Origin of the sequence: Homoserinimonas sedimenticola (genome assembly GCF_026094475.1) — a bacterium.
In the GTDB taxonomy this organism is placed as follows: Bacteria; Actinomycetota; Actinomycetes; order Actinomycetales; family Microbacteriaceae; genus Homoserinimonas; species Homoserinimonas sedimenticola.
The window spans coordinates 2,076,558-2,097,180 of record NZ_JAPELL010000001.1 but is presented as its reverse complement, the minus strand read 5'-3'; the positions used below and the strand labels follow the sequence as shown (position 1 = coordinate 2,097,180).

The 20,623-nt window shown below is 68.2% G+C and carries 19 protein-coding genes and 1 tRNA gene; 9 read left to right on the top strand and 11 right to left on the bottom strand.

The window, feature by feature from the left end:
• The first annotated feature begins 11 nt into the window (after positions 1-11).
• Genes pstC through pstB form a run of 3 tightly spaced genes read left to right on the top strand, consistent with a single transcriptional unit; the run spans position 12 to position 2,832 of the window.
• On the top strand, positions 12-959 hold the full coding sequence (gene pstC / locus OH146_RS10030) for a phosphate ABC transporter permease subunit PstC (protein WP_265160016.1): 948 nt from the start codon (positions 12-14) through the stop codon (positions 957-959).
• Positions 959-2,044 (top strand): phosphate ABC transporter permease PstA, encoded by a 1,086-nt coding sequence (gene pstA, locus OH146_RS10025; RefSeq protein ID WP_265160013.1) that lies wholly within the window; start codon positions 959-961, stop codon positions 2,042-2,044. Before pstC ends, pstA begins: the two co-directional genes overlap by 1 nt.
• 8 nt (positions 2,045-2,052) lie before the next feature.
• A complete protein-coding gene (gene pstB / locus OH146_RS10020; protein WP_265160010.1) occupies positions 2,053-2,832 on the top strand; it encodes a phosphate ABC transporter ATP-binding protein PstB in 780 nt (259 codons plus the stop codon).
• 107 nt (positions 2,833-2,939) lie between these two features.
• On the opposite strand, the gene OH146_RS10015 is transcribed toward pstB, so the two are convergent.
• The 4 genes from OH146_RS10015 to OH146_RS10000 all read right to left on the bottom strand — a co-directional run bounded on the left by OH146_RS10015 (position 2,940) and on the right by OH146_RS10000 (position 7,221).
• Complete coding sequence (locus OH146_RS10015; RefSeq protein WP_265160007.1) at positions 2,940-3,809, bottom strand: anti-sigma factor; 870 nt, start codon at positions 3,807-3,809, stop codon at positions 2,940-2,942.
• Positions 3,806-4,399: an ECF RNA polymerase sigma factor SigK gene (sigK, locus tag OH146_RS10010; RefSeq protein ID WP_372508480.1), complete on the bottom strand. Its 594-nt coding sequence runs from the start codon at positions 4,397-4,399 to the stop codon at positions 3,806-3,808. The genes OH146_RS10015 and sigK overlap by 4 nt, the downstream gene beginning before the upstream one ends.
• A 386-nt stretch (positions 4,400-4,785) precedes the next feature.
• Positions 4,786-5,415 (bottom strand): DNA-directed RNA polymerase subunit beta, encoded by a 630-nt coding sequence (locus OH146_RS10005; protein ID WP_265160002.1) that lies wholly within the window; start codon positions 5,413-5,415, stop codon positions 4,786-4,788.
• Between the two features lie 117 nt (positions 5,416-5,532).
• Positions 5,533-7,221, bottom strand: a complete 1,689-nt coding sequence (locus tag OH146_RS10000; protein WP_265160000.1) for a cytochrome c biogenesis protein DipZ — start codon at positions 7,219-7,221, stop codon at positions 5,533-5,535.
• Between the two features lie 161 nt (positions 7,222-7,382).
• Between OH146_RS10000 and OH146_RS09995 the strand changes: the two genes are divergently transcribed.
• The 4 genes from OH146_RS09995 (at position 7,383) to OH146_RS09980 (ending at position 11,555) form a co-directional block, all read left to right on the top strand.
• Entirely contained in the window at positions 7,383-8,033 is a 651-nt protein-coding gene (locus OH146_RS09995) for a fasciclin domain-containing protein (RefSeq protein ID WP_265159998.1), read from the top strand.
• Between the two features lie 163 nt (positions 8,034-8,196).
• Positions 8,197-8,269, top strand: a tRNA-Lys gene (locus OH146_RS09990).
• Positions 8,270-8,322: 53 nt separating this feature from the next.
• Positions 8,323-9,216 (top strand): PfkB family carbohydrate kinase, encoded by an 894-nt coding sequence (locus OH146_RS09985; protein WP_265159997.1) that lies wholly within the window; start codon positions 8,323-8,325, stop codon positions 9,214-9,216.
• Positions 9,213-11,555, top strand: a complete 2,343-nt coding sequence (locus tag OH146_RS09980; protein WP_265159994.1) for a glycoside hydrolase family 65 protein — start codon at positions 9,213-9,215, stop codon at positions 11,553-11,555. Before OH146_RS09985 ends, OH146_RS09980 begins: the two co-directional genes overlap by 4 nt.
• Positions 11,556-11,579: 24 nt before the next feature.
• Here OH146_RS09980 and OH146_RS09975 read toward each other — a convergent pair whose 3' ends face one another.
• From OH146_RS09975 to OH146_RS09960, 4 genes are all read right to left on the bottom strand, one after another.
• Positions 11,580-12,263 (bottom strand): NUDIX domain-containing protein, encoded by a 684-nt coding sequence (locus tag OH146_RS09975; protein WP_265159992.1) that lies wholly within the window; start codon positions 12,261-12,263, stop codon positions 11,580-11,582.
• Positions 12,264-12,341: 78 nt separating this feature from the next.
• Complete coding sequence (locus OH146_RS09970) at positions 12,342-12,773, bottom strand: ATP-binding protein (protein ID WP_265159990.1); 432 nt, start codon at positions 12,771-12,773, stop codon at positions 12,342-12,344.
• The gene (locus tag OH146_RS09965; RefSeq protein ID WP_265159988.1) at positions 12,763-13,095 is read right to left on the bottom strand and encodes an STAS domain-containing protein; all 333 of its coding nucleotides are present in this window, start codon (positions 13,093-13,095) and stop codon (positions 12,763-12,765) included. The genes OH146_RS09970 and OH146_RS09965 overlap by 11 nt, the downstream gene beginning before the upstream one ends.
• 3 nt (positions 13,096-13,098) lie before the next feature.
• Complete coding sequence (locus OH146_RS09960; RefSeq protein WP_308214953.1) at positions 13,099-15,126, bottom strand: glycosyltransferase family 2 protein; 2,028 nt, start codon at positions 15,124-15,126, stop codon at positions 13,099-13,101.
• A 177-nt stretch (positions 15,127-15,303) separates the two neighbouring features.
• Here OH146_RS09960 and OH146_RS09955 point away from each other — a divergent pair, with 177 nt between their 5' ends.
• The gene (locus OH146_RS09955) at positions 15,304-17,349 is read left to right on the top strand and encodes a SpoIIE family protein phosphatase (protein WP_265160746.1); all 2,046 of its coding nucleotides are present in this window, start codon (positions 15,304-15,306) and stop codon (positions 17,347-17,349) included.
• Positions 17,350-17,405: 56 nt separating this feature from the next.
• Here OH146_RS09955 and OH146_RS09950 read toward each other — a convergent pair whose 3' ends face one another.
• Positions 17,406-17,747, bottom strand: a complete 342-nt coding sequence (locus OH146_RS09950; protein ID WP_265159985.1) for a hypothetical protein — start codon at positions 17,745-17,747, stop codon at positions 17,406-17,408.
• Positions 17,748-17,846: 99 nt separating this feature from the next.
• A complete protein-coding gene (locus OH146_RS09945) occupies positions 17,847-18,341 on the bottom strand; it encodes a MarR family winged helix-turn-helix transcriptional regulator (protein ID WP_265159983.1) in 495 nt (164 codons plus the stop codon).
• A 39-nt stretch (positions 18,342-18,380) separates the two neighbouring features.
• Here OH146_RS09945 and OH146_RS09940 point away from each other — a divergent pair, with 39 nt between their 5' ends.
• Positions 18,381-19,256, top strand: coding sequence for a DMT family transporter (locus OH146_RS09940; RefSeq protein ID WP_265159980.1), 876 nt, complete (start codon positions 18,381-18,383; stop codon positions 19,254-19,256).
• On the opposite strand, the gene OH146_RS09935 is transcribed toward OH146_RS09940, so the two are convergent.
• Positions 19,253-20,596 carry an MFS transporter gene (locus tag OH146_RS09935; protein ID WP_265159978.1) on the bottom strand — a complete coding sequence of 448 codons (1,344 nt, stop codon included), beginning with the start codon at positions 20,594-20,596 and terminating at the stop codon, positions 19,253-19,255. The two genes, OH146_RS09940 and OH146_RS09935, sit on opposite strands and share 4 nt — an antisense overlap.
• Positions 20,597-20,623: the final 27 nt, after the last annotated feature.

Below are 20,623 nucleotides of genomic sequence, written 5' to 3'. Positions count from 1 at the left end.
ACCACGACCCGATGACAACGCCGGCCACGACGCCTCGAATCAAGGCGAAGCAACGCCTCGGCGACCGGATCTTCTCCTCGACAGCCCTCACGGCCGGCACCCTCATCCTCGCCGTCCTCGCGGCGGTTGCCGCCTTCCTCCTCGTCGAGAGCGTCCCCGCACTCACGGAGGACCCCGAAGAGATCGACATCCTCGCGGGTCAGCCGTTCTGGGCGTATGTCGCCCCCCTCGTCTTCGGCACCATCTGGTCCGCCGCACTCGCGCTGCTCATGGCCGTTCCCGTCTCGATCGGCATCGCGCTCTTCATCTCCCACTACGCCCCGCGCAAGCTCGCCGCCGGGCTCGGCTACATCATCGACCTGCTCGCGGCCGTGCCCTCCGTCGTCTTCGGGCTCTGGGGTGCCAACGTGCTCGCCCCCGCCGTGCAGCCCTTCTACAGCTGGCTGACGGAGAACCTGGGCTGGATTCCCCTCTTCGCGCCCCCCGCATCCGGAACCGGACGCACCATCCTCACCGCCGCCATCGTGCTCGCCGTCATGGTGCTGCCGATCATCACGGCGCTCACGCGCGAGGTCTTCCTGCAGACACCCGTGCTGCACGAAGAGGCGGCGCTCGCGCTCGGGGCGACCCGCTGGGAGATGATCCGCACGGCCGTGCTGCCCTTCGGCCGCCCCGGCATCATCAGCGCGTCCATGCTGGGCCTCGGGCGCGCGCTCGGCGAGACCATGGCCGTCGCGATGGTGCTCTCCGCCTCGGGCGGCATCACCTTCGCCCTGCTCACCTCGTCGAACCCGGGCACGATCGCCGCGAACATCGCCCTGCGCTTCCCCGAGGCATTCGGGCTCAACACCAACCTGCTCATCGCCACCGGCCTCATCCTCTTCGCGATCACCCTCGTGGTGAACATGATCGCGCGCTGGATCATCGGCCGCCGCAAGGAATTCTCGGGAGCCAACTGATGAGTCAGGCGACAACGACGGACCGCTCCGTGCCCAACACCTACGCCTCCGGGCTGCTCGGCAAGCGCGTCCCCTGGTACGTGCTCGGTGCAGCACTCGTCATCTCGGCCGTCAGCTTCCTGCTCATCGGCCAGGCGGGCGATGAGGCCAGCTTCAACATCGTCGGGGTCGTACTCCTCACCGCCGTGCTCTACATGGCGGGAATCTTCGTGACCTCCCTCCTCATCGAGGGGCGGCGCAAGGCCACCGACCGGCTCGTCACCGCCCTCGTGGGCACCGCCTTCACGATCGCCCTGCTGCCGCTCATCTCCCTCATCTTCACGGTGCTCACCAACGGCACCGCCCGCTTCGACCTCGAGTTCTTCACCTACTCGATGCGGAGCATCGTCGGCGCGGGCGGCGGCATCGTGCACGCCCTCGTGGGCACCCTCCTGATGACCCTCACGGCCGCCATCATCTCCGTGCCGGTCGGACTCCTCGCCGCCATCTACCTCGTCGAGTACGGTCGCGGCAACATCGCCCGCGCCATCACCTTCTTCGTCGACGTCATGACCGGCATCCCCTCGATCGTGGCCGGCCTCTTTGCCTACTCGGTCTTCGCGATCTTCTTCGGGCCCGGTATCAAGCTCGGCATCGCGGGCGCCATCGCCCTCTCCGTCATCATGATCCCCATCGTCGTCCGCTCCTGCGAAGACATGCTCAAGCTCGTGCCCAACGAGTTGCGCGAAGCCTCCTACGCACTCGGAGTGCCCAAGTGGCTCACCATCACCAAGGTTGTGCTGCCGACATCCATCGCGGGCATCATGACGGGCGTCACCCTCGCCATCGCCCGAGTCGTCGGCGAGACCGCCCCGCTCCTCATCGCGGCCGGCTTCACCAACAACCTCAACTACAACCTCTTCGACGGGCGCATGCAGAGCCTCCCCGTCATGGTTTACAGCCAGTATGTGAGTCAGGGCACCGACCCGCAGGCCTACATCGACCGCGCCTGGGCCGGAGCACTCACCCTCATCCTCATCGTCATGGCGCTCAACCTCGTCGCCCGACTCATCGCCAAGTACTTCGCGCCCAAGACGGGCAGGTAAGGATTCCAGTGTCAAAGAGAATCGAAGTTCGTGACCTCGACGTCTACTACGGCAAGTTCAAAGCCGTAGAGGGGATCACGCTCAACATCGAGCCGCGCAGTGTGACCGCATTCATCGGCCCCTCGGGCTGTGGCAAGTCCACCTTCCTGCGCACGCTCAACCGCATGCACGAGGTCATCCCCGGTGCCTACGTCGACGGCGAGGTGCTCATCGACGGCAGCAACCTCTACGGGCCGGGCGTCGACCCCGTGCTCGTGCGGCGCCAGGTGGGCATGGTGTTCCAACGCCCCAACCCCTTCCCCACCATGTCGATCCGGGAGAACGTGCTCGCCGGCGTCAAGCTCAACAATCGCAGCATCTCGAAGTCGGATGCCGACGACCTCGTCGAGCGCTCCCTCCGCGGCGCAAACCTGTGGAATGAGGTCAAGGACCGCCTCGACCGGCCCGGATCCGGTCTCTCGGGCGGCCAGCAGCAGCGACTCTGCATCGCCCGCGCGATCGCCGTCTCCCCCGACGTGCTCCTCATGGACGAGCCCTGCTCGGCCCTCGACCCCATCTCAACCCTCGCGATCGAGGACCTCATCGAGGAACTCAAGACCGAGTACACGATCGTCATTGTGACCCACAACATGCAGCAGGCCTCGCGCGTCTCCGACCGCACCGCCTTCTTCAACATCGCGGGCACCGGCCAGCCGGGCAAGCTCATCGAGTTCGACGACACCAACACGATCTTCTCCAAGCCCGCCGTGCAGGCGACCGAGGACTACGTCTCGGGCAAGTTCGGGTAAACCGCGCTCGCCGCTGCCGAAACAGTCTCGCCGCCCCCGAAGTTTCGGGGGCGGCGAGCACGTTTTTGGAGCGGCGGAACTACTTCACGTGGGAGGGCGAGTTCGGCTCAGGCGCTCGCGAGCACCACGATCGGCTCCGATGTCGGCTCCTCCGAGCCGCCCTCCGGCTCCACCGTCACACCGACGGCATCGCCCGCAGACATCGTGCCCTCGAGCACGCGCCAGGTCTTGCCATCCTCGGAAGCCTCAAACGTGGCATCCGGAATCGCACCCTCAGCATTGATGTACCAGAGCTGGTAGGTGGAGCCCTCGGGGAGTTCGGGCAGTTCGTCGATCAGGATCGCCGAACGCTGCTGCTCGGCCGACCAGACGAGGGTGGCGGTTCCGCCGCCCGCGACGGGCGCGACCGCCTGCTGTGCATCGGATGCCGTCTGCAACTCCGCGAGTGCCGTTGCCTGCTCCACGCGGAACGAGTTCTGGGCGATCAGCGAGCCGGCCACCCCTCCGCCCACGAAAAGGAGCACAGCGGCAGCCGCCGCGGTGAGGAGCGTCGCCGGGCGGGTCCAGCGCGACCGGGCCCGGCGCTCGGCAGGGCCGGGGGTCGGCGTGGCGGGCTTGGTTTCGACGGGCTTAACCGGCGCAGGCGACTCGACCGGCTTGGCTGGTGCGGCGGGCTTGGTTTCGACGGGCTCAACCGGCGCCGGCGACTCGACCACTGCGGCTGGCGCGTCCGGCTCGGCCGGAAGCTGCGGCGTCACGGCGACCTGTGCGAGCAGGCGGGACCGCAGGTCCTCGCTCGGCTGCACGGGCTCGGCGGCGAGGCCGAGAGCCGCCGCGACATCATCGAAGGAGTCGGGGTTGGCCGAAGCATCCGCCTGCTGGGCGCGCCACGTCTCATACTCGGCACGCTCCTCGGGGCTGAGGGCTCCAAGCGCGTAGGCCGCTGCGAGTTCCTCAGGAGACCTGCGCTCACTCATGACGCCACCCCCAGTTCTGTGCGAAGTCGGAGCATCCCGTCCCGGATGCGAGTCTTGACGGTGCCCAACGGCACCTGAAGCCTCTCGGCGATTTCGCTCTGTGTGAGGCCACCGTAATAGGCGAGGGCGACAGCCTCGCGCTGCAGCTCGCTCAGACTCGACATGGCCACCTTGACCCGCTCGTGCTCGACGGTCGTCTCAATCGTCTCGGCGACATCGTCGTAGGGGGTCGCCAACTCGCGGATTCCGGCCGCAACATCGCGGTCGCGGCCCGACTGGGAGGAGCGGATGCGGTCGATCGCGCGCCGGTGCGACATCGTCATGATCCACGTCATCGCTGCTCCCTTCGTCTTGTCGTATCTCGGTGCCGTCTGCCAGATCTCAAGAAAGACCTCCTGCGCCACCTCCTCCGACTGCGCGGTGTCGATGAGCACCCGGCGGATGAGGCCGAGCACGCGTGGCGCGATCAGGTCGTAGAGTTCCGCGAACGCGGCCTGATCGCCCCCCGCCACGCGTGCGAGCAGCGTCGAGATCACCTCGGTCTGCACGGCGGCATCAGGTTCTGCGTCTGCGGTCACAGCATCCAGCATGCAGTACTTCTGCCATCCCCACGGCCACCCCGTCCTGCTACGGCGGGTCGAAAGGTGGTCACATCATTGGTTCGGAGCGAGCGTGCATTCGGATTGCTGGGCGGATGCTTCGGCCAGGCGATCTCACAAGCATCCGGATGCTTCGAGTCATCAAGAAGGCGGATGCTTCGCTCAACGCCCGTCAAGAGTGAGTGCCAGACCGCAGAAACGCCTCTCGGCGCGAGGCCGCTCGAAGCGGCGAATATTGGAGCCCGGGGTTACTGCGGCCCGACCGGATCGAGTTTACCTTCCGCCTCCGGCCGCCCCAAGCTGAGACCGCACGCTCTCGGCGAACGTTGTGGCGAACGCGGAAGGCACCACCTGCGGCCGGTGTCGCGCCGGGATCCTCAGTCGAGCGAGCCCGAGCGCCAGAGGGTCGCGCAGGTGACGAGCTCGGCGGCCATGTGGCTGAGACGGGAGGCCTTGCGGGTGAGGGCCGAGGCTCGGTCCGGCGAGGGCACCTCGACATCGTCGGCGACATCCGTGGCTCCCAGCGCGGTGATGCGGCAGAAGGCGGCCGCGCGGTCGAGCGCGACCGCGAAGTCGCCCTCGAAGAGGCCGCGGAGGATCTGATCGGCGAGCGCCGTGATCTCTTCGGGACCCGTCGGCACGGTCGCCCCCGCCACGACCGGGTCGATCGTGACCGCCACCTCGCTGCCGCGGCGGTACAGGAACGACGACTCCTCCGCGTCCTGCCGGGTGAGGGAGCGCAGCAGGTAGATCGCCCACAGCGCGCCGGGGAGACTGCGCGGGCTCGCCCGCGACCAGAGTTCGGCGATCGCGTCGATGCCGTGGTCATCGGTGTAGGTGACGAGGCGGTCGACGATGTCGGTCTCGGGGGCGTCGCGCACCCGGCTCAGCAGGGCGGCCGCGGTGTCGTGCGCGACGCGGCTGATCTGGGCGGGGTCGTCACCGCCCAGGAACGCCTCGAAGCGCGACCCGGCGAAGAGGGTGGGCTTGTGGAAGTCGTCGGCCATCGTTCAAGCGTACGCCCGCGGCATCCGAGGCACCTTGGCGGCGAGTTGCCCACTTCTGCTGCTCCTGACGGCCTGGAAGCAGCAGAAGTGGGCAACTCGATGCGGGGGCGGGCAACGCTACCCGAAGGTGAAGGAGTAGGCCTGCACGCCCTCGCCGAACTTGACCTCGATCGTGCCGGTCTCCAGCCCGTCGAATTCGGCGAGCGGGTATGAGTTCGGTGTGCCGCTCACCTCGAACTCGCGCTGCTCGCCATCGACCGTGAGCGTGACCGCGCCGTCCCCTGCCAGCACCATCCGCACCTCGCTGGCCGTGTACTCCAGGCGGATGCTGCCACTCCCCACCGGCTCGATGGCCTGTGTGTCGAGCATCCAGTCCCCTTCGAGCGCGAAGGTGTCCCGCGCCTGCGAGTCTGGGTACCGGAACGTCGTCGTCTGCGCCGAGTAGCGCTCCTCCCCGCCGAAGTTGACCGCCTTGTTGGGGCTCAGGTACGTCTCGGGGGTGGTCTTCTCGGTGGGGGTCTCGTCGGTGACATCCGTGGGGCTCGGGAGCGTGACATCCGGGTCCGCCTGGCGCAGCAGCTCGCGGATGTGCTTCTCGGTCGTGGCGTAGCCACCCTCGCCGAAGGTGATGTGCCGCACCGTGCCCTCGGCGTCGATGAGGTAGTGGGCGGGCCAGTAGCGGTTGCGGTAATTGGTCCAGGTGGAGAGGGAGTTGTCGAGCGCGACGGGGTAGTCGATGCCGAAGTTCTCAACCCCGGCGTGCACGTTGCGCGGCTCCTTCTCGAAGGCGTACTCGGGCGAGTGCACACCGATGACCTCGAAGCCGGCGTCGCGGTACGCCTCGTACCAGGCGACCGTGTGGGGAATGCTGCGCTGGCAGTTGATGCACGAGTAGGCCCAGAAGTCGATCAGCACAACCTGGCCGCGCAGGTCTTGGAGGGCGATGGGGTCGCTGTTGATCCACTCCTGGATGCCGCGAATGTCGGGAGCGGTGCCGCAGCTCTCCAGCTCCTCGGCGCCGTTCGTGCACTTGTCGAGGTCTTTGTTCTGCTCGTTCACGAGCCCGCCGAGGTTGAGGGCCTGACCCGCCTCACTCGTATCGACAGCATCCTGCAACGCGCTCGTGTAGTCGGGGATGATGCGCTGCAGCGTCTGTGGCACGTTGAAGACGAGTCCGATCGCGAGGGCGATCATGACGACGCCGCCCGTGATGCGGATGCCGCGCTGGTGCCTGCGGAAGGACTTGACCCGCTGCGCGACCCCACGGCCCGCGAGCGCGAAGAAGAGCAGCGGCAGGGCGGCGCCGACCGCGAAGGTCGCCGTGAGCACGACCGTGTCGAGGCCGATCTCCCCCGTCGAGCCGGCGACCGTGATGGCCGCGAGCACCGGGCCGGCACACGGCACGTAGACGGCACCCAGCGCAAGGCCCAGCACGAAGCCGCCGCGCTCGGTGCCGACATCCTTCTTGGGGATCCAGGAGAAGGGCTTCTCGAGGATCGCCTCGAACCTGGGCACGATGAGCCCGATGCCGATCAGCACCAGGACCACAAGACCGGCCCAGCGGAGGAGGTCCTGCGGCAGGCCCAGCAGCGAAAGCAGGAGCGAGCCGAGCAGGGTGAAGGTCGCGAAGCTCGTGACGAGGCCGCCGATCACCAGGTAGGGGCGCCAGCGGGAGGCGCGGCGGTTCGCGCCGTCCGCGCCCTGCACGCCGCCGCTCAGGAAGATGACCGGCAGCACCGGGAGGATGCACGGCGAGATGCCCGTGATGAGGCCGCCGACGAATCCGATCAGGGCGAGTGAGAGCATCCGAAGTCCTCCTAGGGCGGCGACGATCGCCTGCCCCTCCTTCGGCGCGGAGGGGCGATCGGGATTGGTCCGGAATCTCGACCAATCCGACTCGCGAGCCGCGCCGAACCCCGAGTACACGCCCGCCGCAGTGACCGGGCATCCCCAATGAAGGAGAGATCATGCGCACCAAGAACCGCACTATGGCGGGCCTCGCGATCGCGGCCGTCGCCATGCTCGGAGTGACCGCCTGCACGATGGAGGACGGCGCCGACGACATGTCCCGCGAGATGGATGAGATGGAAACGGAGTCGCCCTCGACGGAGATGGACCCCGCCGCCAACCTCGTGGGCCCCGGCTGTGAGGACTACGCGACCGCCGTGCCCGAGGGCGACGGCTCTATCACGGGCATGTCGATGGACCCCGTGGCCGTCGCGGCCTCGAACAACCCGCTGCTGACGACTCTTGTTGCCGCTGTCTCGGGCGAGCTCAACCCCGAGGTGAACCTCGTCGACACGCTCAACGGCGACGAGTTCACCGTCTTCGCGCCCGTCGACAGCGCCTTCGAGGAGCTCGACCAGGCGACGGTCGAGATGCTGATGCTTCCCGAGAACGCAGAGATGCTCACGAGCATCCTCACCTACCACGTCGTGCCCGGCCAGATCGCGCCCGACGCGATCGAGGGAATGCAGACCACCGTGCAGGGGGGCACGGTTGAGGTGACCGGGAGTGGGGACTCACTCATGGTCAACGGAGCGAACGTCATCTGCGGTGGGGTGCAGACGGCGAACGCCACCGTGTACCTCATCGACTCGGTGCTGATGCCCGCCTAGTCCTTCGGCACGGAGTCCGGCCCGCCACCGCATCCCGATTGCGGTGGCGGGCTCTTTCGTGTGCGGTGTCGGCGATTGATAGATCAGGGTGTCGGCGATTGATAGATCAGGTGGTTTACGGGCGAGCAGGCGGATGCCGCGGGGCTGTAGATTTGGTAGGTACGGGCCTGTAGCTCAGTTGGTAGAGCATCGGACTTTTAATCCGCGGGTCGAGGGTTCGAGCCCCTCCGGGCCCACATCCGCACCCCGCTCACGGCGGTTGCACGAGACCCCGTGGTAACCGTGAGGTATGCAGCACTCCACGGGCATCCTCGTCGTCGGGCAGGTCGCGCGCGACCTCGTGTTGGGCATCGAGGGAATGCCCGAGGGCGGGGGCAGCGCGGAGGTGCGCGAACGGCGGGAGATGCTCGGCGGCAAGGGCGCGAACCAGGCGGTCGGGCTCATCCAGCTGGGGGCGAGCGTGCGGATGCTCGGGGTCGTCGGCGATGACGAGACGGACTCCTTCGTGCTGGAGCAGGCGCGCGCCGACGGCATCGACGTCGAGCATGTGATCCGCCGCGGCACGACCGCGCTGCTGCTCGACATTGTCGAGGCGGATGGCACACGCCGCCTCTTCGAGGATGTGCCCGAGAGCGCCCTCCTCACGGCGGACGACATCCGGGCCCACGAGAGTGCCTTCGACGGCGTCGACACCGTGATCCTGCAGCTGCAGCAGCCGACGGATGCGCTGCTCGCCGCCGCCGAGCTGGCGCGGGATCGCGGCATCCGCCTCGTGCTCGACGGGGCCATCGAGGGCCCGGAGCGCGACCGCCTGCTCGGCCTCGCCGACGTGCTGCGGGCGGATGCCACGGAGGCGAGCATCCTCACGGGCGTCGAGTTGGGGTCCCGAGACGACGCCAAGCGGGCGGCGATCGAACTGCTCGCGAAGGGACCCTCGCTTGTCGCCGTCGCGGTACCGGGGCAGGGCGACCTCGTGGTGTGGGACGGCGGCGAGGTCTTCACCCCCCTGGGTGACGAGGAGGTTGTGGACCCGACGGGCGCGGGCGATGCCTTCGTCGCCGGCCTCGTGACGGGTCTCCGCGCAGGCCACGGGCAACAACACTCCGCCGAGCTCGCCCATGCGGCTGCCGGCGCGACCGTGACGCGGCTCGGCGGGCGGCCCGACCTCACGGGGCTGCGATGACGGAGCCGCACTTCGACGTCGAACCGTGGGGCGTCTCGTGGTCGGGTTTCGACCTGGAGCGCCTACAGCAGGCCGAGTCGGTCTTCGCGCTTTCCAACGGCACGATCGGCTGGCGCGCCAACCTCGACGAGGGCGAACCCGACGGCACCCCCGGCAGCTACCTCAACGGTCTCTTCGAACGCTGGCCCCTCGCCCACGCGGAGGACGGCTACGGCTTCCCCGACGAGGGAGAGTCGATCATCAACGCCCCCGACGGCAAGATCATGCGGCTCTTCGTCGACGGCGCACCGGTGGATGTGCGCGTGGGCGAGGTGCGTCGACACTGGATGCGCCTCGACTTCCGCAGCGGCGTGCTGCGGCGCGAACTCGAGTGGGTGTCGCCCGAGGGCCGCGGCATCCGACTGGCCTGTGAGCGTCTGGTCTCGCTGACCGAACCCGCCGTCGCCGCCCTGCGCTACGAGGTGGAGGCGCTGCAGCCGGGCACGCGCGTGAGCGTGCAGTCCGAGCTGCGGGTGGGCGAGCAGGACCCGGCACCGCACGACGACCCGCGGGCGACGCGGGCGCTCGAGCATCCGCTGGTCGCCGTCGCACACGAGGAGGGGCACCGACCCGTGCTCGTGCACCGCACGCGGGAGAGCGACATCGCCGTGGTCGCCGCTGTCGAACACCGGGTGGCGGGCGCGGACCGGGTCGACACGGATGTCACAGCCGACGTCGCCCGGGTGACAGCCCGAGCCCAACTCGACCCCGGCGATCGCCTCCTCATCGACAAGCTGACGGCGATGGCCTGCGGGCCAAGCACGCCAGAAGGCCCGCGCGCCACAGTGGATGCCGCCCTCGACCGAGCCTGCGAACTCGGCTGGGAGGGCCTCGCCGAGCGGCAGCGCGAGTACCTCGACGACTTCTGGGAGGCCGCCGACATCGAGATCGCCGGCGACGAGCGTTTGCAGCAGGGTGTGCGCTTCTGCGCCTTCCACACCCTGCAGGCGAGCGCGCGGGCCGACGGCGGGCCGATCCCCAACAAGGGGCTCACCGGTCGCGGTTATGAGGGTCACGCCTTCTGGGAAACCGAGATCTTCGTCGTGCCCGTGCTCAACTACCTCCTGCCCCAGGCGGCCGAGAACGCCCTCCGTTGGCGACATTCGACCCTGCCTGAAGCGCGGCGGCGCGCGGCCCAGCTGCGGCAGGCGGGAGCCGTCTTCGCCTGGCGCACCATCAGCGGGCGCGAGACCTCCGGCTACTGGCCCGCCTCGACGGCCGCGTTCCACCTGGGAGCCGACATGGCCCACGCTGTCGTGCAGCACCTGCGCGTCACGGGCGACCGCGAGTTCGAGCGCGAGGTGGGGCTCGAACTCCTCGTCGAGACCGCCCGGCTGTGGATCGCGCTGGGCCGCTGGGACGACGAGGGCGGCTTCCACATCGACGGCGTCACGGGTCCCGACGAATACACGGCCCTCGTCGACGACAACACCTACACGAACCTGATGGCCCAGCAGAACCTGCGGGCGGCGGCGGATGCCACGGGGCGCGAGCCGCAGCGAGCCCACGAGCTCGGCGTGCAGGAGCAGGAGCCCGAGGAGTGGCGGCGGGCGGCGGAGGCCCTGACCATTCCGTGGGACGAGCGCCGCGGCATCCACCCGCAGGCCCGCGGTTTCACGGAACGTGAGGAGTGGGACTTCGAGGCGACCCCCGCCGAGAACTACCCGCTGCAACTGCACCACCCCTACTTCGAGCTGTATCGCACGCAGGTGGTGAAACAGCCCGACCTGGTGCTGGCGATGTACCTGCGCGGCGAGGAGTTCACGCGCGAGCAGAAGGCGCGCAACTTCGCCTACTACGAGGCACGCACGGTGCGCGACTCCTCCCTCGCCGCCTCGACGTGCTCCGTGCTCGCCGCCGAACTCGGGCACCTTGAGCTGGCTCTCGACTACCTGCGGGAGGGAGCCCTCCTCGATCTCGACGACCTCCACCGCAGCACCTCGGGCGGCCTGCACCTCGGCTGCCTCGCGGGCGTCTGGTCGAGCGTCGTCGCGGGCTTCGGCGGCCTCCGCTGGCACGACGACGGGCCGGCCTTCTCACCGCAACTGCCACCCGAGGTGTCGCGGCTCACCTTTGGGCTGCGGATCGGCACGGGCATCCTGCGGGTCGAGCTCGTCGAGGGTGAAGCGCGCTACCTGCTGAGCGGGGCCGAGTCGCTGCGCATCCGTCATCACGGCACCGAGGCGACCGTCGAGGAGGGGCGGATGCTCGCCCTCCCGCTCCCGCCGGTCACCCCTGTGGGTGCCGCCCCTCGGCAGCCGGCCGGCCGCTCGCCGCACGAACTGCTCCGCCACGGCTGACGGCGTCGCGCTCGCCTCCGCGGCTCAGGCGAAGGGTCCCCGCAGGGCGGCCCACTGCAGCAGGATGATCGTCTTGGCGTCGATGATGTCCACGCCGATGCGGTCGAGCGCGTCGTTGATGCCGAGCTCGAGCACCTCGATGTCCTCGCCCTCCTCAGCGACCCCGTGACGTGAACCCGCGGAGACCGTGCCGCGCTCATAGGGCGCTGCGAAGAAGTGGAGCCGCTCTGTGACGGAGCCCGGGCTCATGTAGACATCGTGCAGGTGGTCGACAGCGCCAAGGGAGTAACCCAGTTCCTCCTCAACCTCCCGTCGGATCGCGCTCTCGGGGTCATCCGCGTCGAGCAGTCCCGCGGCCGCCTCGATCAGCATGCCGTCGGGGTGCCCATTGACGTAGGCGGGGTAGCGAAACTGGCGGGTCAGCAGCACAGTGCGGCTCACCGGGTCGTAGGGCAGGATGCAGGCGCCGTCACCGCGATCGTAGGTTTCGCGTTCCTCCGTGCTCCAGCTCCCATCGGCGTGCTGGAAGTCGAAGGTGGTCGCACGAGTCACGAACCAGTGGGACGTCAGCACCTTTACCTCGCGCACGACGACGCGCGGGTTGCCGTTGAGCCCAAGACCTGCCCGGTCTAGGCCTGTGCGCCCACGACGATCGGGCACATCGACCCCGGGGGTTCCCGTGCTGCTCGACGCCATTGCTGCCTCCATGTCAGGACTATCTTCCCGGCAAGATATCTTACTTCCCGGCGAGTCGGGAGCGGCGCGGAAGCCAGGAGACCGGTCGCGTCACTCCGCGTCGCTGGCGCCGAGCCGACGTAGCAGACGCCAGTGGTTGCCGCTGCCGCTGTCGCTGGGCCCCACACTGATCTCGTCGAGCAGCGACTTCGCGAGGGGAATGCCGCGGCCCGACTCGGCATCCTCCTCGGGCATCGCCCGCGCGAAGTCGAGGCTGACCACTTCGCCGGAGTCGTAGAGATCGGCCGTGATCGCCTCCGCTGTCACAGTGAGGATCAACTGCCAGCGCACCTCGCCGGCGGGTCTGCCGTGCTCGACGACGTTGTTCGCGATCTCGACGACCGCCATCTCAAAGAGCATCAGATCGGTGGAGTCGAGCCGCAGCTCCTCCGCCCCCACGCGCTCGATGAGCTCGTGCACCCGGTCGAGCTCCGCGGGCACCGCGAAGCCCTCCAGTCGATAGACGCGTTCGTCACCAGCCACGGGAGGCGTCCTCGACCGTGTCATGGGGCGCGAGGATCCGATCGAGGTTGGTGAGCTTCAGCACGGCGCGCACCTGCTCACCGGCGGCCGCGATACGCATGTCGCCTCCCGCCTGGCGCGCCGACTTCAGACTGCCGATGAGAGCCCCGAGCCCGGAGGAATCCATGAACGTGACCTCACTGAGATCGACAACGATGCGGGGCGAACCGGATGCGACGAGCTCATCGATCTTCGCCTTCACCGCCGGGGCCGTGACGAGGTTGAGCTTTCCGCGGGGTGCCAGCACACTCGCGGTGCCTCTTGTGCGTTCCTCGAACTCCATGCCTCAGTGCTCCTTCTCTTCAGTGCCTGTGATCGGCTCCACCTCTGGAACACGATAAAGCGCAGCACGCACGATGACGCTCAACACGATGAGGTCGTAGATGACCCACGCCGTGTTGACCCCCACGCCGAGGGGAGTCAGCGGTTCGCCGAGCGTGTTGTCGGCAGCGCCCGGAATGAACAGGAGCGACAGCCCGGTGACGGTGGCGAGGGCCAGTGCCGCCATGAAGGCCAGCTGCGGCCAGATCAGCTGGAAGGGGAAGCGGGAGGAGCCCGTGCCACGCCGCTTCTCCGTGACAGCGAAGTCGAGAGGACGCCCGAACCACACATTGTTAGCTGCCGTCACGAGGGCCTTGATCCAGACGGGGAAGAGGGCCAGTGTGTACTGCTGACCGCGCCACGTCTTCACGCCGTAGCCCACGAGTGCGAAGAGCAGCTGGTTGAGCAGGAAGTAGGGGATGAAGAAGCTGAGGAAGGTCGTGCCCCACGCCAGAACCGGCATCACGCCGGTCGTGAGATAGAGGATGGGGGCCGCCAAGAAGATGATCGCCGCGAAACCCGTCAGGTAACTCCACATGGTGGCGAAATAGCTGAGCCGCTGGCCGATCTGCAGGCCCTTGAGCGTCAGGGGGTTCCTGGTGAGAAGCACCTGCATGGTGCCCTGCGCCCACCGCAGGCGCTGCTTGAGCATCGTCCCGAGGTCCTCCGGGGCGAGCCCCTTCGCGAGAATCTCGTGGTGGTACACCGACTTCCAGCCATGGCTGTGCAACAGCATGCAGGTCTCCATGTCCTCCGTCACGGAGAGGGATGACACAGGCATGACGGGGAGCGCCTCGCTCGAGCGGTCGACGTCGACAGCCCGGACGAGAGTGGAGACCCGCTCCACTGCGGCCAGCGGCGACCACTCCAGCTGGGCGAGCTCACGCACTGCCTCCTCATCGATCGCCTCCGCGACCTGCTCGCCCCCTCTCAACTCGCTCAGCGCGATGAGGTCGGCCTGGATGGCGGCGAGATCGCTTGCGACAAGATCGCGGCTCGTGTCATCGACAACCCGCTGAAAGTCCCAGCTGACCAACTGCACGGGTTCGCCTGCATCGATACGGGCAAGGGACTTCGCGGCGGCCCGCCGCAGCCGACCGACTGCCCGCTTCACCGTGTGCTCGCCGCTGCGCGCGAGCGACTTCTCGGTCTTTGCAAGGAGCTGCTGCGAGACCTTGAGCGCGTTGCGCACCGTCCGCTCGGTCTCGCGCACATAACCGATGATGCCCAACTGCATGAGTGCCTCACGGCGCAACACCGCGTTGGACCCGCAGAAGAAGGCGGCATTCCAGCCATCCTTTCCCTGCTGCACCGGCCCGTAGAAGAGGGGCGCCTGACTGCCGAGGGGATCGCTCTCCTCCACATTGCTGAACCATTGGGGTGACTGCACGAGGGCCACTTCGGGGTCGTCGAACCAGCCCAGCATCCGCCGGAGGATCTCCGGCTCGGGGATCTGGTCGGCATCAAGAATGAGCAGGAACTCGCCGTCGGTCTGGAACAGGGCGTTGTTGAGATTGCCTGCCTTCGCGTGCCGCGACTTTCCCTGCCACGCCGCACTGCGGGTGATGTAGCCGACCTCGAGCTCGCGGGCGAGCGCCTCAACCTCCGGGCGCGCACCGTCGTCGAGGATCCAGGTCTTGTGACTCCAGTCGATCGCTTTCGCCGCCTGCGCCGTGCGAGCAACCAGGTCGACGGGCTCGTTGTAGGTCGTGATGAAGACGTCAACGGTTGCCCCCTCGGGCGGGGCCGGAGCGGGACCCCTGACCTTCATTCGCCAGATCGTGATGGCAAAGAGGAAGCCGTCGATGAGCGCGTAGGTCTCCGCAACCACGAGCGGCACCGCGATCCACAGGTATTCGGGGTTCAGCGACCATCCCCAGCGCCAGACCAGGTAGGCGGTACCCGCGGCGAGGCTGAGCGCCGCGACGATGCGAATGACCATGAGTCGGCCCGCGCTCATCTGCCGTGCGGCCTCACTCCCCCTAGATTCCACGTGAGCCTCCTGTGCCATGAGTGGGCACCCCATGCCCCTCGCTTCACGATAACCGCGAACAGACCGAAAAGTCTGTCCCCGGGCAGAATGCGCCCTGTCCGCCGCGGTCACCCTTGTACGCTGAGAACGCGCGCTTCTCGGCGCGGACGCCATGCCAGAGGAGTGACGGTGAAGCAGATGCCGCCGCGGGATGACACCGCGAGTCGTGCACGCACCATCTCGAGAGAGGCGGTCATCGTCCTCTCCTTCGCCGCGGCATACGTGCTCGCAGCCCTGCTCGCGCGGCTCACCGTCCTGCCCCAGAGCGGCATCAGCATGGTCTGGCCCGCGGCCGCCGTATCCGTGCTGTGGGTCATTGCCCGAGCGGGGCGCCGCTCGATCTGGATCGACTACTGCCTCATGGCGTTCCTGACGGCCCTCGCCGTCGGTGTGACGGGTGGCACTGTGACCACCTCAGTAGTCTCGGGGATCGCGGCCGTCGTCCAAGCGGCGGTGTGTACGGCGGTGATTGCGCGCCGGTGCCCGCGGGTCTGGCGCAGTCGCGGCACGGAGCCTCTCGACCACAAGGAGCTGTGGTGGTTCTTCATCGCCGCCGCGGCCGGACCGATCGCGTCAGCACCCTCGGTTGAAATCAACCTGCTGCTCACGGGGGCGGCCTGGGATTGGGACGTGATCCTCCTGTGGTGCGCTCGCAACATGGGAAGCATCGTCGTCCTCGCGCCGCTGGCCTTCGTCGCCGGTGCAAGGATTCGCCGACCCGCAGCCGAGGCACGAAGCCGAATCTGGAAGAGCCCCACCGGCGCTTGGTCCCTTGAGGCGCCACTCCTCCTCATTCTCTCCCCCCTTGTGCACCTCCTGTGGTTCGCGGTGCTCAACAACACCGTGGTGGTGTTTCCCCTCCTCGCCCTCGCCTGCGTGGCGGGTGCGCGTCTTCCCTCCGCCCTCGTGACTCTGCACAGTGCGCTCATCGGCGTAGTGACGATCGCGATCACAGCCCTCGGCTGGGGTCCCTTCCTGGGGCTCGGGGACGCGGTGACACAGATCGCACTCGCGCAGCTCTACGTCGGCTTGGTCTGCGCGATCGGGCTCGCGTTGGCCCTCGATCGGGATGCGCGAGACGACCTCTCCGCTGCCCTCTCGACGGCTCGGGATGCCGCGCAGGGACAAGCAGAACTCTTCAGCACTATCGTCGGCACGATGGCCGAGGGGGTGCGTGTCGTCGATGAGAACGGCGCGATCATCGTGCGCAACGCTGCAGCTACACGTCTCCTGGTGGGTGACGACGTGGGTCAGGACGTCGACGATCTGAGCGGCATCCGCAATCTCGACGGGTCAGCACTCGCCGAAGACGAGCTGCCATACCGCCGTTCACTCGAGGGGCACGATGTTCGCGATCATGAGCTGCTCGTGCGACCCTCGAGCACCATGGAGGCCCGGGATGAGCGAATTGTCTCGTTCACGACGGCTCGCCTTCCCCGCACGGCAGGCGGCGGAGTGGTGACGGTGCTGCGAGACGTCACGCTGGAGCGCCAGGAGCTGCACCGTGCCGCGCAGGTACAGAGGAGCCTCCTCCCCACAGAGGCCCCTCGGCTACCCGGCTACGATCTGGCCGCACACTTCGTGCCGGCCGGTTCAGTCGGCGGCGACTTCTACGACTGGTACGGGGCCGACGACGGGGTGGTGCTGACGCTCGCCGACGTCATGGGCAAGGGCCCCGGTGCTGCGATCCTCGCGGCGACAACCCGGTCGCTCCTGCGCGCCCACGACAGTGGGGCGGATGTCGCGGCCTCGCTGACTGCGGCGGAGGTGGGCCTCATGCGCGACCTCGGCAACACCAACGCGTTTGTCACCCTATTTCGGGCTTTCGTGCATGCCCCCTCGGGGCGGGTCAGCTACTCCGACGCCGGCCACGGGCTTTCGGCGATCGTGTCACCCGATGGTCGGGTGCGGCGGTTGAGTGCCAACGGAATGCCACTGGGGGTCTTGGCGGATGAGACGCGCGCCGCGCTCACGGAGCAGCTCGACCCGGGCGAACTTCTCCTTATCGTGAGCGATGGGGTGCTTGATGCCCTGGGTGGCTCGCTCGAGGGCATGGCGCCCGTCTGGGAGCAGTGTGCTCGCTCAGCGTCGGCGCAGGATGCAGTCACGGCGACCCTCGAGCTCGCCTCTCACGGTGACGTTGACGACGACCTGACCGTGCTTGCGCTTCGCCGCCGGCCGTGACGCCATTCCGGGCTACTCGAAGCATTGAAACCCAAGCAACACTGATCCAACCGCGATCACGGGCGGCGGCCGCCGATGCCGTTGACGGCACCCGGCTGGCCGTGCGCACGCACGAAGGCGAGGTGCGCCTGCTCACACGCCGCGCGGAGGGTGCGGTAGTAGCCGACGAGTCGGCGCTCGGCCGGGTTCCGCTCGCCCGTGACCGCACGATAGCCGCGCTCCCCCGCGATCTCGAGCAGGAGCACGATCGCGTAGCGACGATCGTATTGGTCGAGCATCCACCACTCCCCCGGCCGCTGCTCGACGGCCGCCAGGACGGGGTGCCAGTCGGGCGTGAAGGTGCGGCGGGCGCGAGCGGATGCATCGATGCCGTCTTGGACGCTGTGGTGTAGTGCCATGGTGCTCCCTGTCGTGCTGGAGCAGCCCGGCCGCTGCAGAGCCGATGTTACGACCGGCGTCTGACACTCTCCACTACGGCGACCACGGTGCCGGAGCGGCTACTCGAACTGCCCGAGCCATTTGACGAGCAGCGCCTCGAGCTGCCTCGCCTCGTCGGGGCTGAGCGCCTCCTGCAGACGGTGCTCGTTGGCCATGTGCTCCGTGAAGGCTCGATCGATGAGGTCGCGGCCCGCCGGAGTCAAGGCGACGACGCGGCCACGGGCATCCGTCTCGCTCACTCGGCGGGTGACGAGCCCCGCTCTCTCCAGACGGTCGATGCGCTTTGTCATGGCGCCCGTCGTCACCATGGTGTGCTCCGCCAGCTCACCGGCGGAACGCTCGAACGGCTCGCCGGCGCGGCGAAGGGCCGCGAGCACGTCGAAGTCGCCCTCGCCGAGGCCATGTCGCGTGTACACCTCGCGCAGTTCCTCCGTGAGGTGCGCGGCGAGGCGATGGAGCCGCCCGATGACGCCCTGCGGCGAGACGTCGAGGTCGGGGCGCTCGCGTCGCCATTCGGCCTGGATGCGCGCAACTCGATCGGGTGCTTCCACCATGCCTCCATAATAGCTTCCCGGTAAGCTATATTTGCTTCCATGGAAGCAAACCTGCGGTGGGGTCTCGTGACCGCCGTGGCCCCGATCGCCTGGGGCACCACCTACTTCGTCACGCAACAGTGGCTGCCCGCCGAGACCCCGCTGTGGGGCGGCGCCATCCGGGCCCTCCCCGCCGGCCTCCTGCTCCTCGCCATCCGTCGCCGGCTTCCTCGCGGCGAGTGGTGGTGGAAGGCCCTCGTGCTCGGCAGCCTCAACATGGGCGCCTTCTTCGCCCTCATCTACGTTTCGGCGCAATTGCTGCCGAGCAGCATCGCCACAACGATCATGGCGACGAGCCCGATGGCGATGATGCTCATCGCCTGGCCCATCATCCGCGAACGGCCGCGCCTGCTCCCGCTCGCGGGAGCTGTGCTGGGCGTCGCCGGGGTCTTCTTAATGGTGGCGACCGGAGCATCCGCCATCGACCCCCTCGGCGTGCTCGCCTCCCTCAGCGCGATCGCGATCAGCTCGGTCGGCTACATCCTCACGAAGAAGTGGAACCCGAGCGGGGACCTACTCTCGGTGACCTCTTGGCAACTCATCGCCGGCGGGCTCGTGCTGCTGCCCATCGCCCTCGCAGTCGAAGGAGCGCCGCCCACCCTCGACCCGCCCGCCGTCGCAGCATTCGCCTACATCTCGGTCGTGGCGACCGCCCTCGCGTATGTGGCCTGGTTCAGCGGACTTCGCCACCTCGCGGCAGGCACGGTCGGGCTCATCGGACTGCTCAACCCCGTCACGGGCGTGCTCCTCGGAACCCTCGCCGCCGCCGAGGTGCTCGAGCAGCGGCAGGTACTCGGCCTCGCACTCGTGCTCGTCGGCATCCTGCTCGGGCAACCGCTGTTCACACGGTTGCGCCGAGGCAGGATGCGACGCTAGACGGATGCCTCGGCTCGCGCCTGAGCCGCCTCCTCGACCTTGCGGGGCAGAGTCTCGGGCAGCGCGGCGATTCCGATCAGCCCGACGATGCTGAGAACGACGAGGTAGATCGCGACGAGCCAGGGTGTGCCGCCCGCGACCGAGACGAGCCAGGTGGCAACGAAGGGTGCGGTGCCGCCGACGAGGGCGGCCGGAATCTCGCGGGAGATCGCGATGCCGCTCCAGCGCATACTGGTCGGGAAGATTTCGGCGAGCATCGCCGCCGAGACCCCGATCGTTGCGCCCTGGATGATCGCGAGTCCCAGCACGAGCCCCACTCCGACGAGGGCTGGTGCCTCAGTGAGGTAGAGCGCGAACATGGGGAAGGCGAAGACGATCGCGAAGATCGCGGCACCGATCAGCACGGGTTTGCGACCGATGCGGTCAGCGAGGCGCCCAAAGAGCAGGGTCGCGGGGATAGTGAGCAGCTCCGCGACGATGAGGGCGACCAGCGCGGCCGTCGGGTCCACCGTGAGCGTGCCCGTCGTGTACGAGATCGAGAAGGTCTGCACGACGTAGACCCACGGCAGCACGAAGACGAAGAGCGCCATACCGGGGATGAGCACGCGCCACTGGGTGCGCGCCGCCTCGAAGAGCGGTGCCGGTCGCACAGTGCCCGACTGTTCTGCCGCCTCGAAGGCCGCGGTCTCCTTGACGCGAAGACGGAAGTACAGGGCGAAGGCGACGATCACGACACTCGCGATGAACGGGATGCGCCAGCCCCAGGTGAGGAAGTCCTCCGTGGGCATCGCGGCGCTCAGCACCGCGAAGGTTGCCGTCGCGATCGCCATACCGACATAAACGGCGGAACCGGGAAACCCCGCGATGAAGGCCCGGTTGCGCACGTGCGAGGACTCGCTCGCCATCGTCATCGCCCCCGCGAACTCCGCGCCGGCGCCCGCGCCCTGGAAGATCCGCAGCACAATGAGGGCGATCGGCGCCCAGATCCCGATGTCGTCGGCGGTGGGCAGCAAGCCGATGAGCGTCGTCGCGATGCCCATCGTGAGCAGGGTCACGAGGAGGGTCACCTTGCGGCCGACCTTGTCGCCGAAGTGGGCGAAGATCAGCCCGCCGATCGGGCGCGCACCGAAACCGACCGCGAAGGAGGCGAAGGCGCCCAGCGTGCCGGCGAGACCGCCATCGCCGAAGTAGAGCGGGGCGAAGACGAGCGCCGAGGCAAGCCCGTAGAGCATGAAGTCGTACCACTCGATGACGGTGCCGACCGAGCTGCCGATGATGGCGCGGTTGCGATGCTGCCTCGAGTCGAGACCAGCCGAATCGATGTCGTTCTGAACGGCCATGACACTCCTTTGTGTGCGGAACGGCGG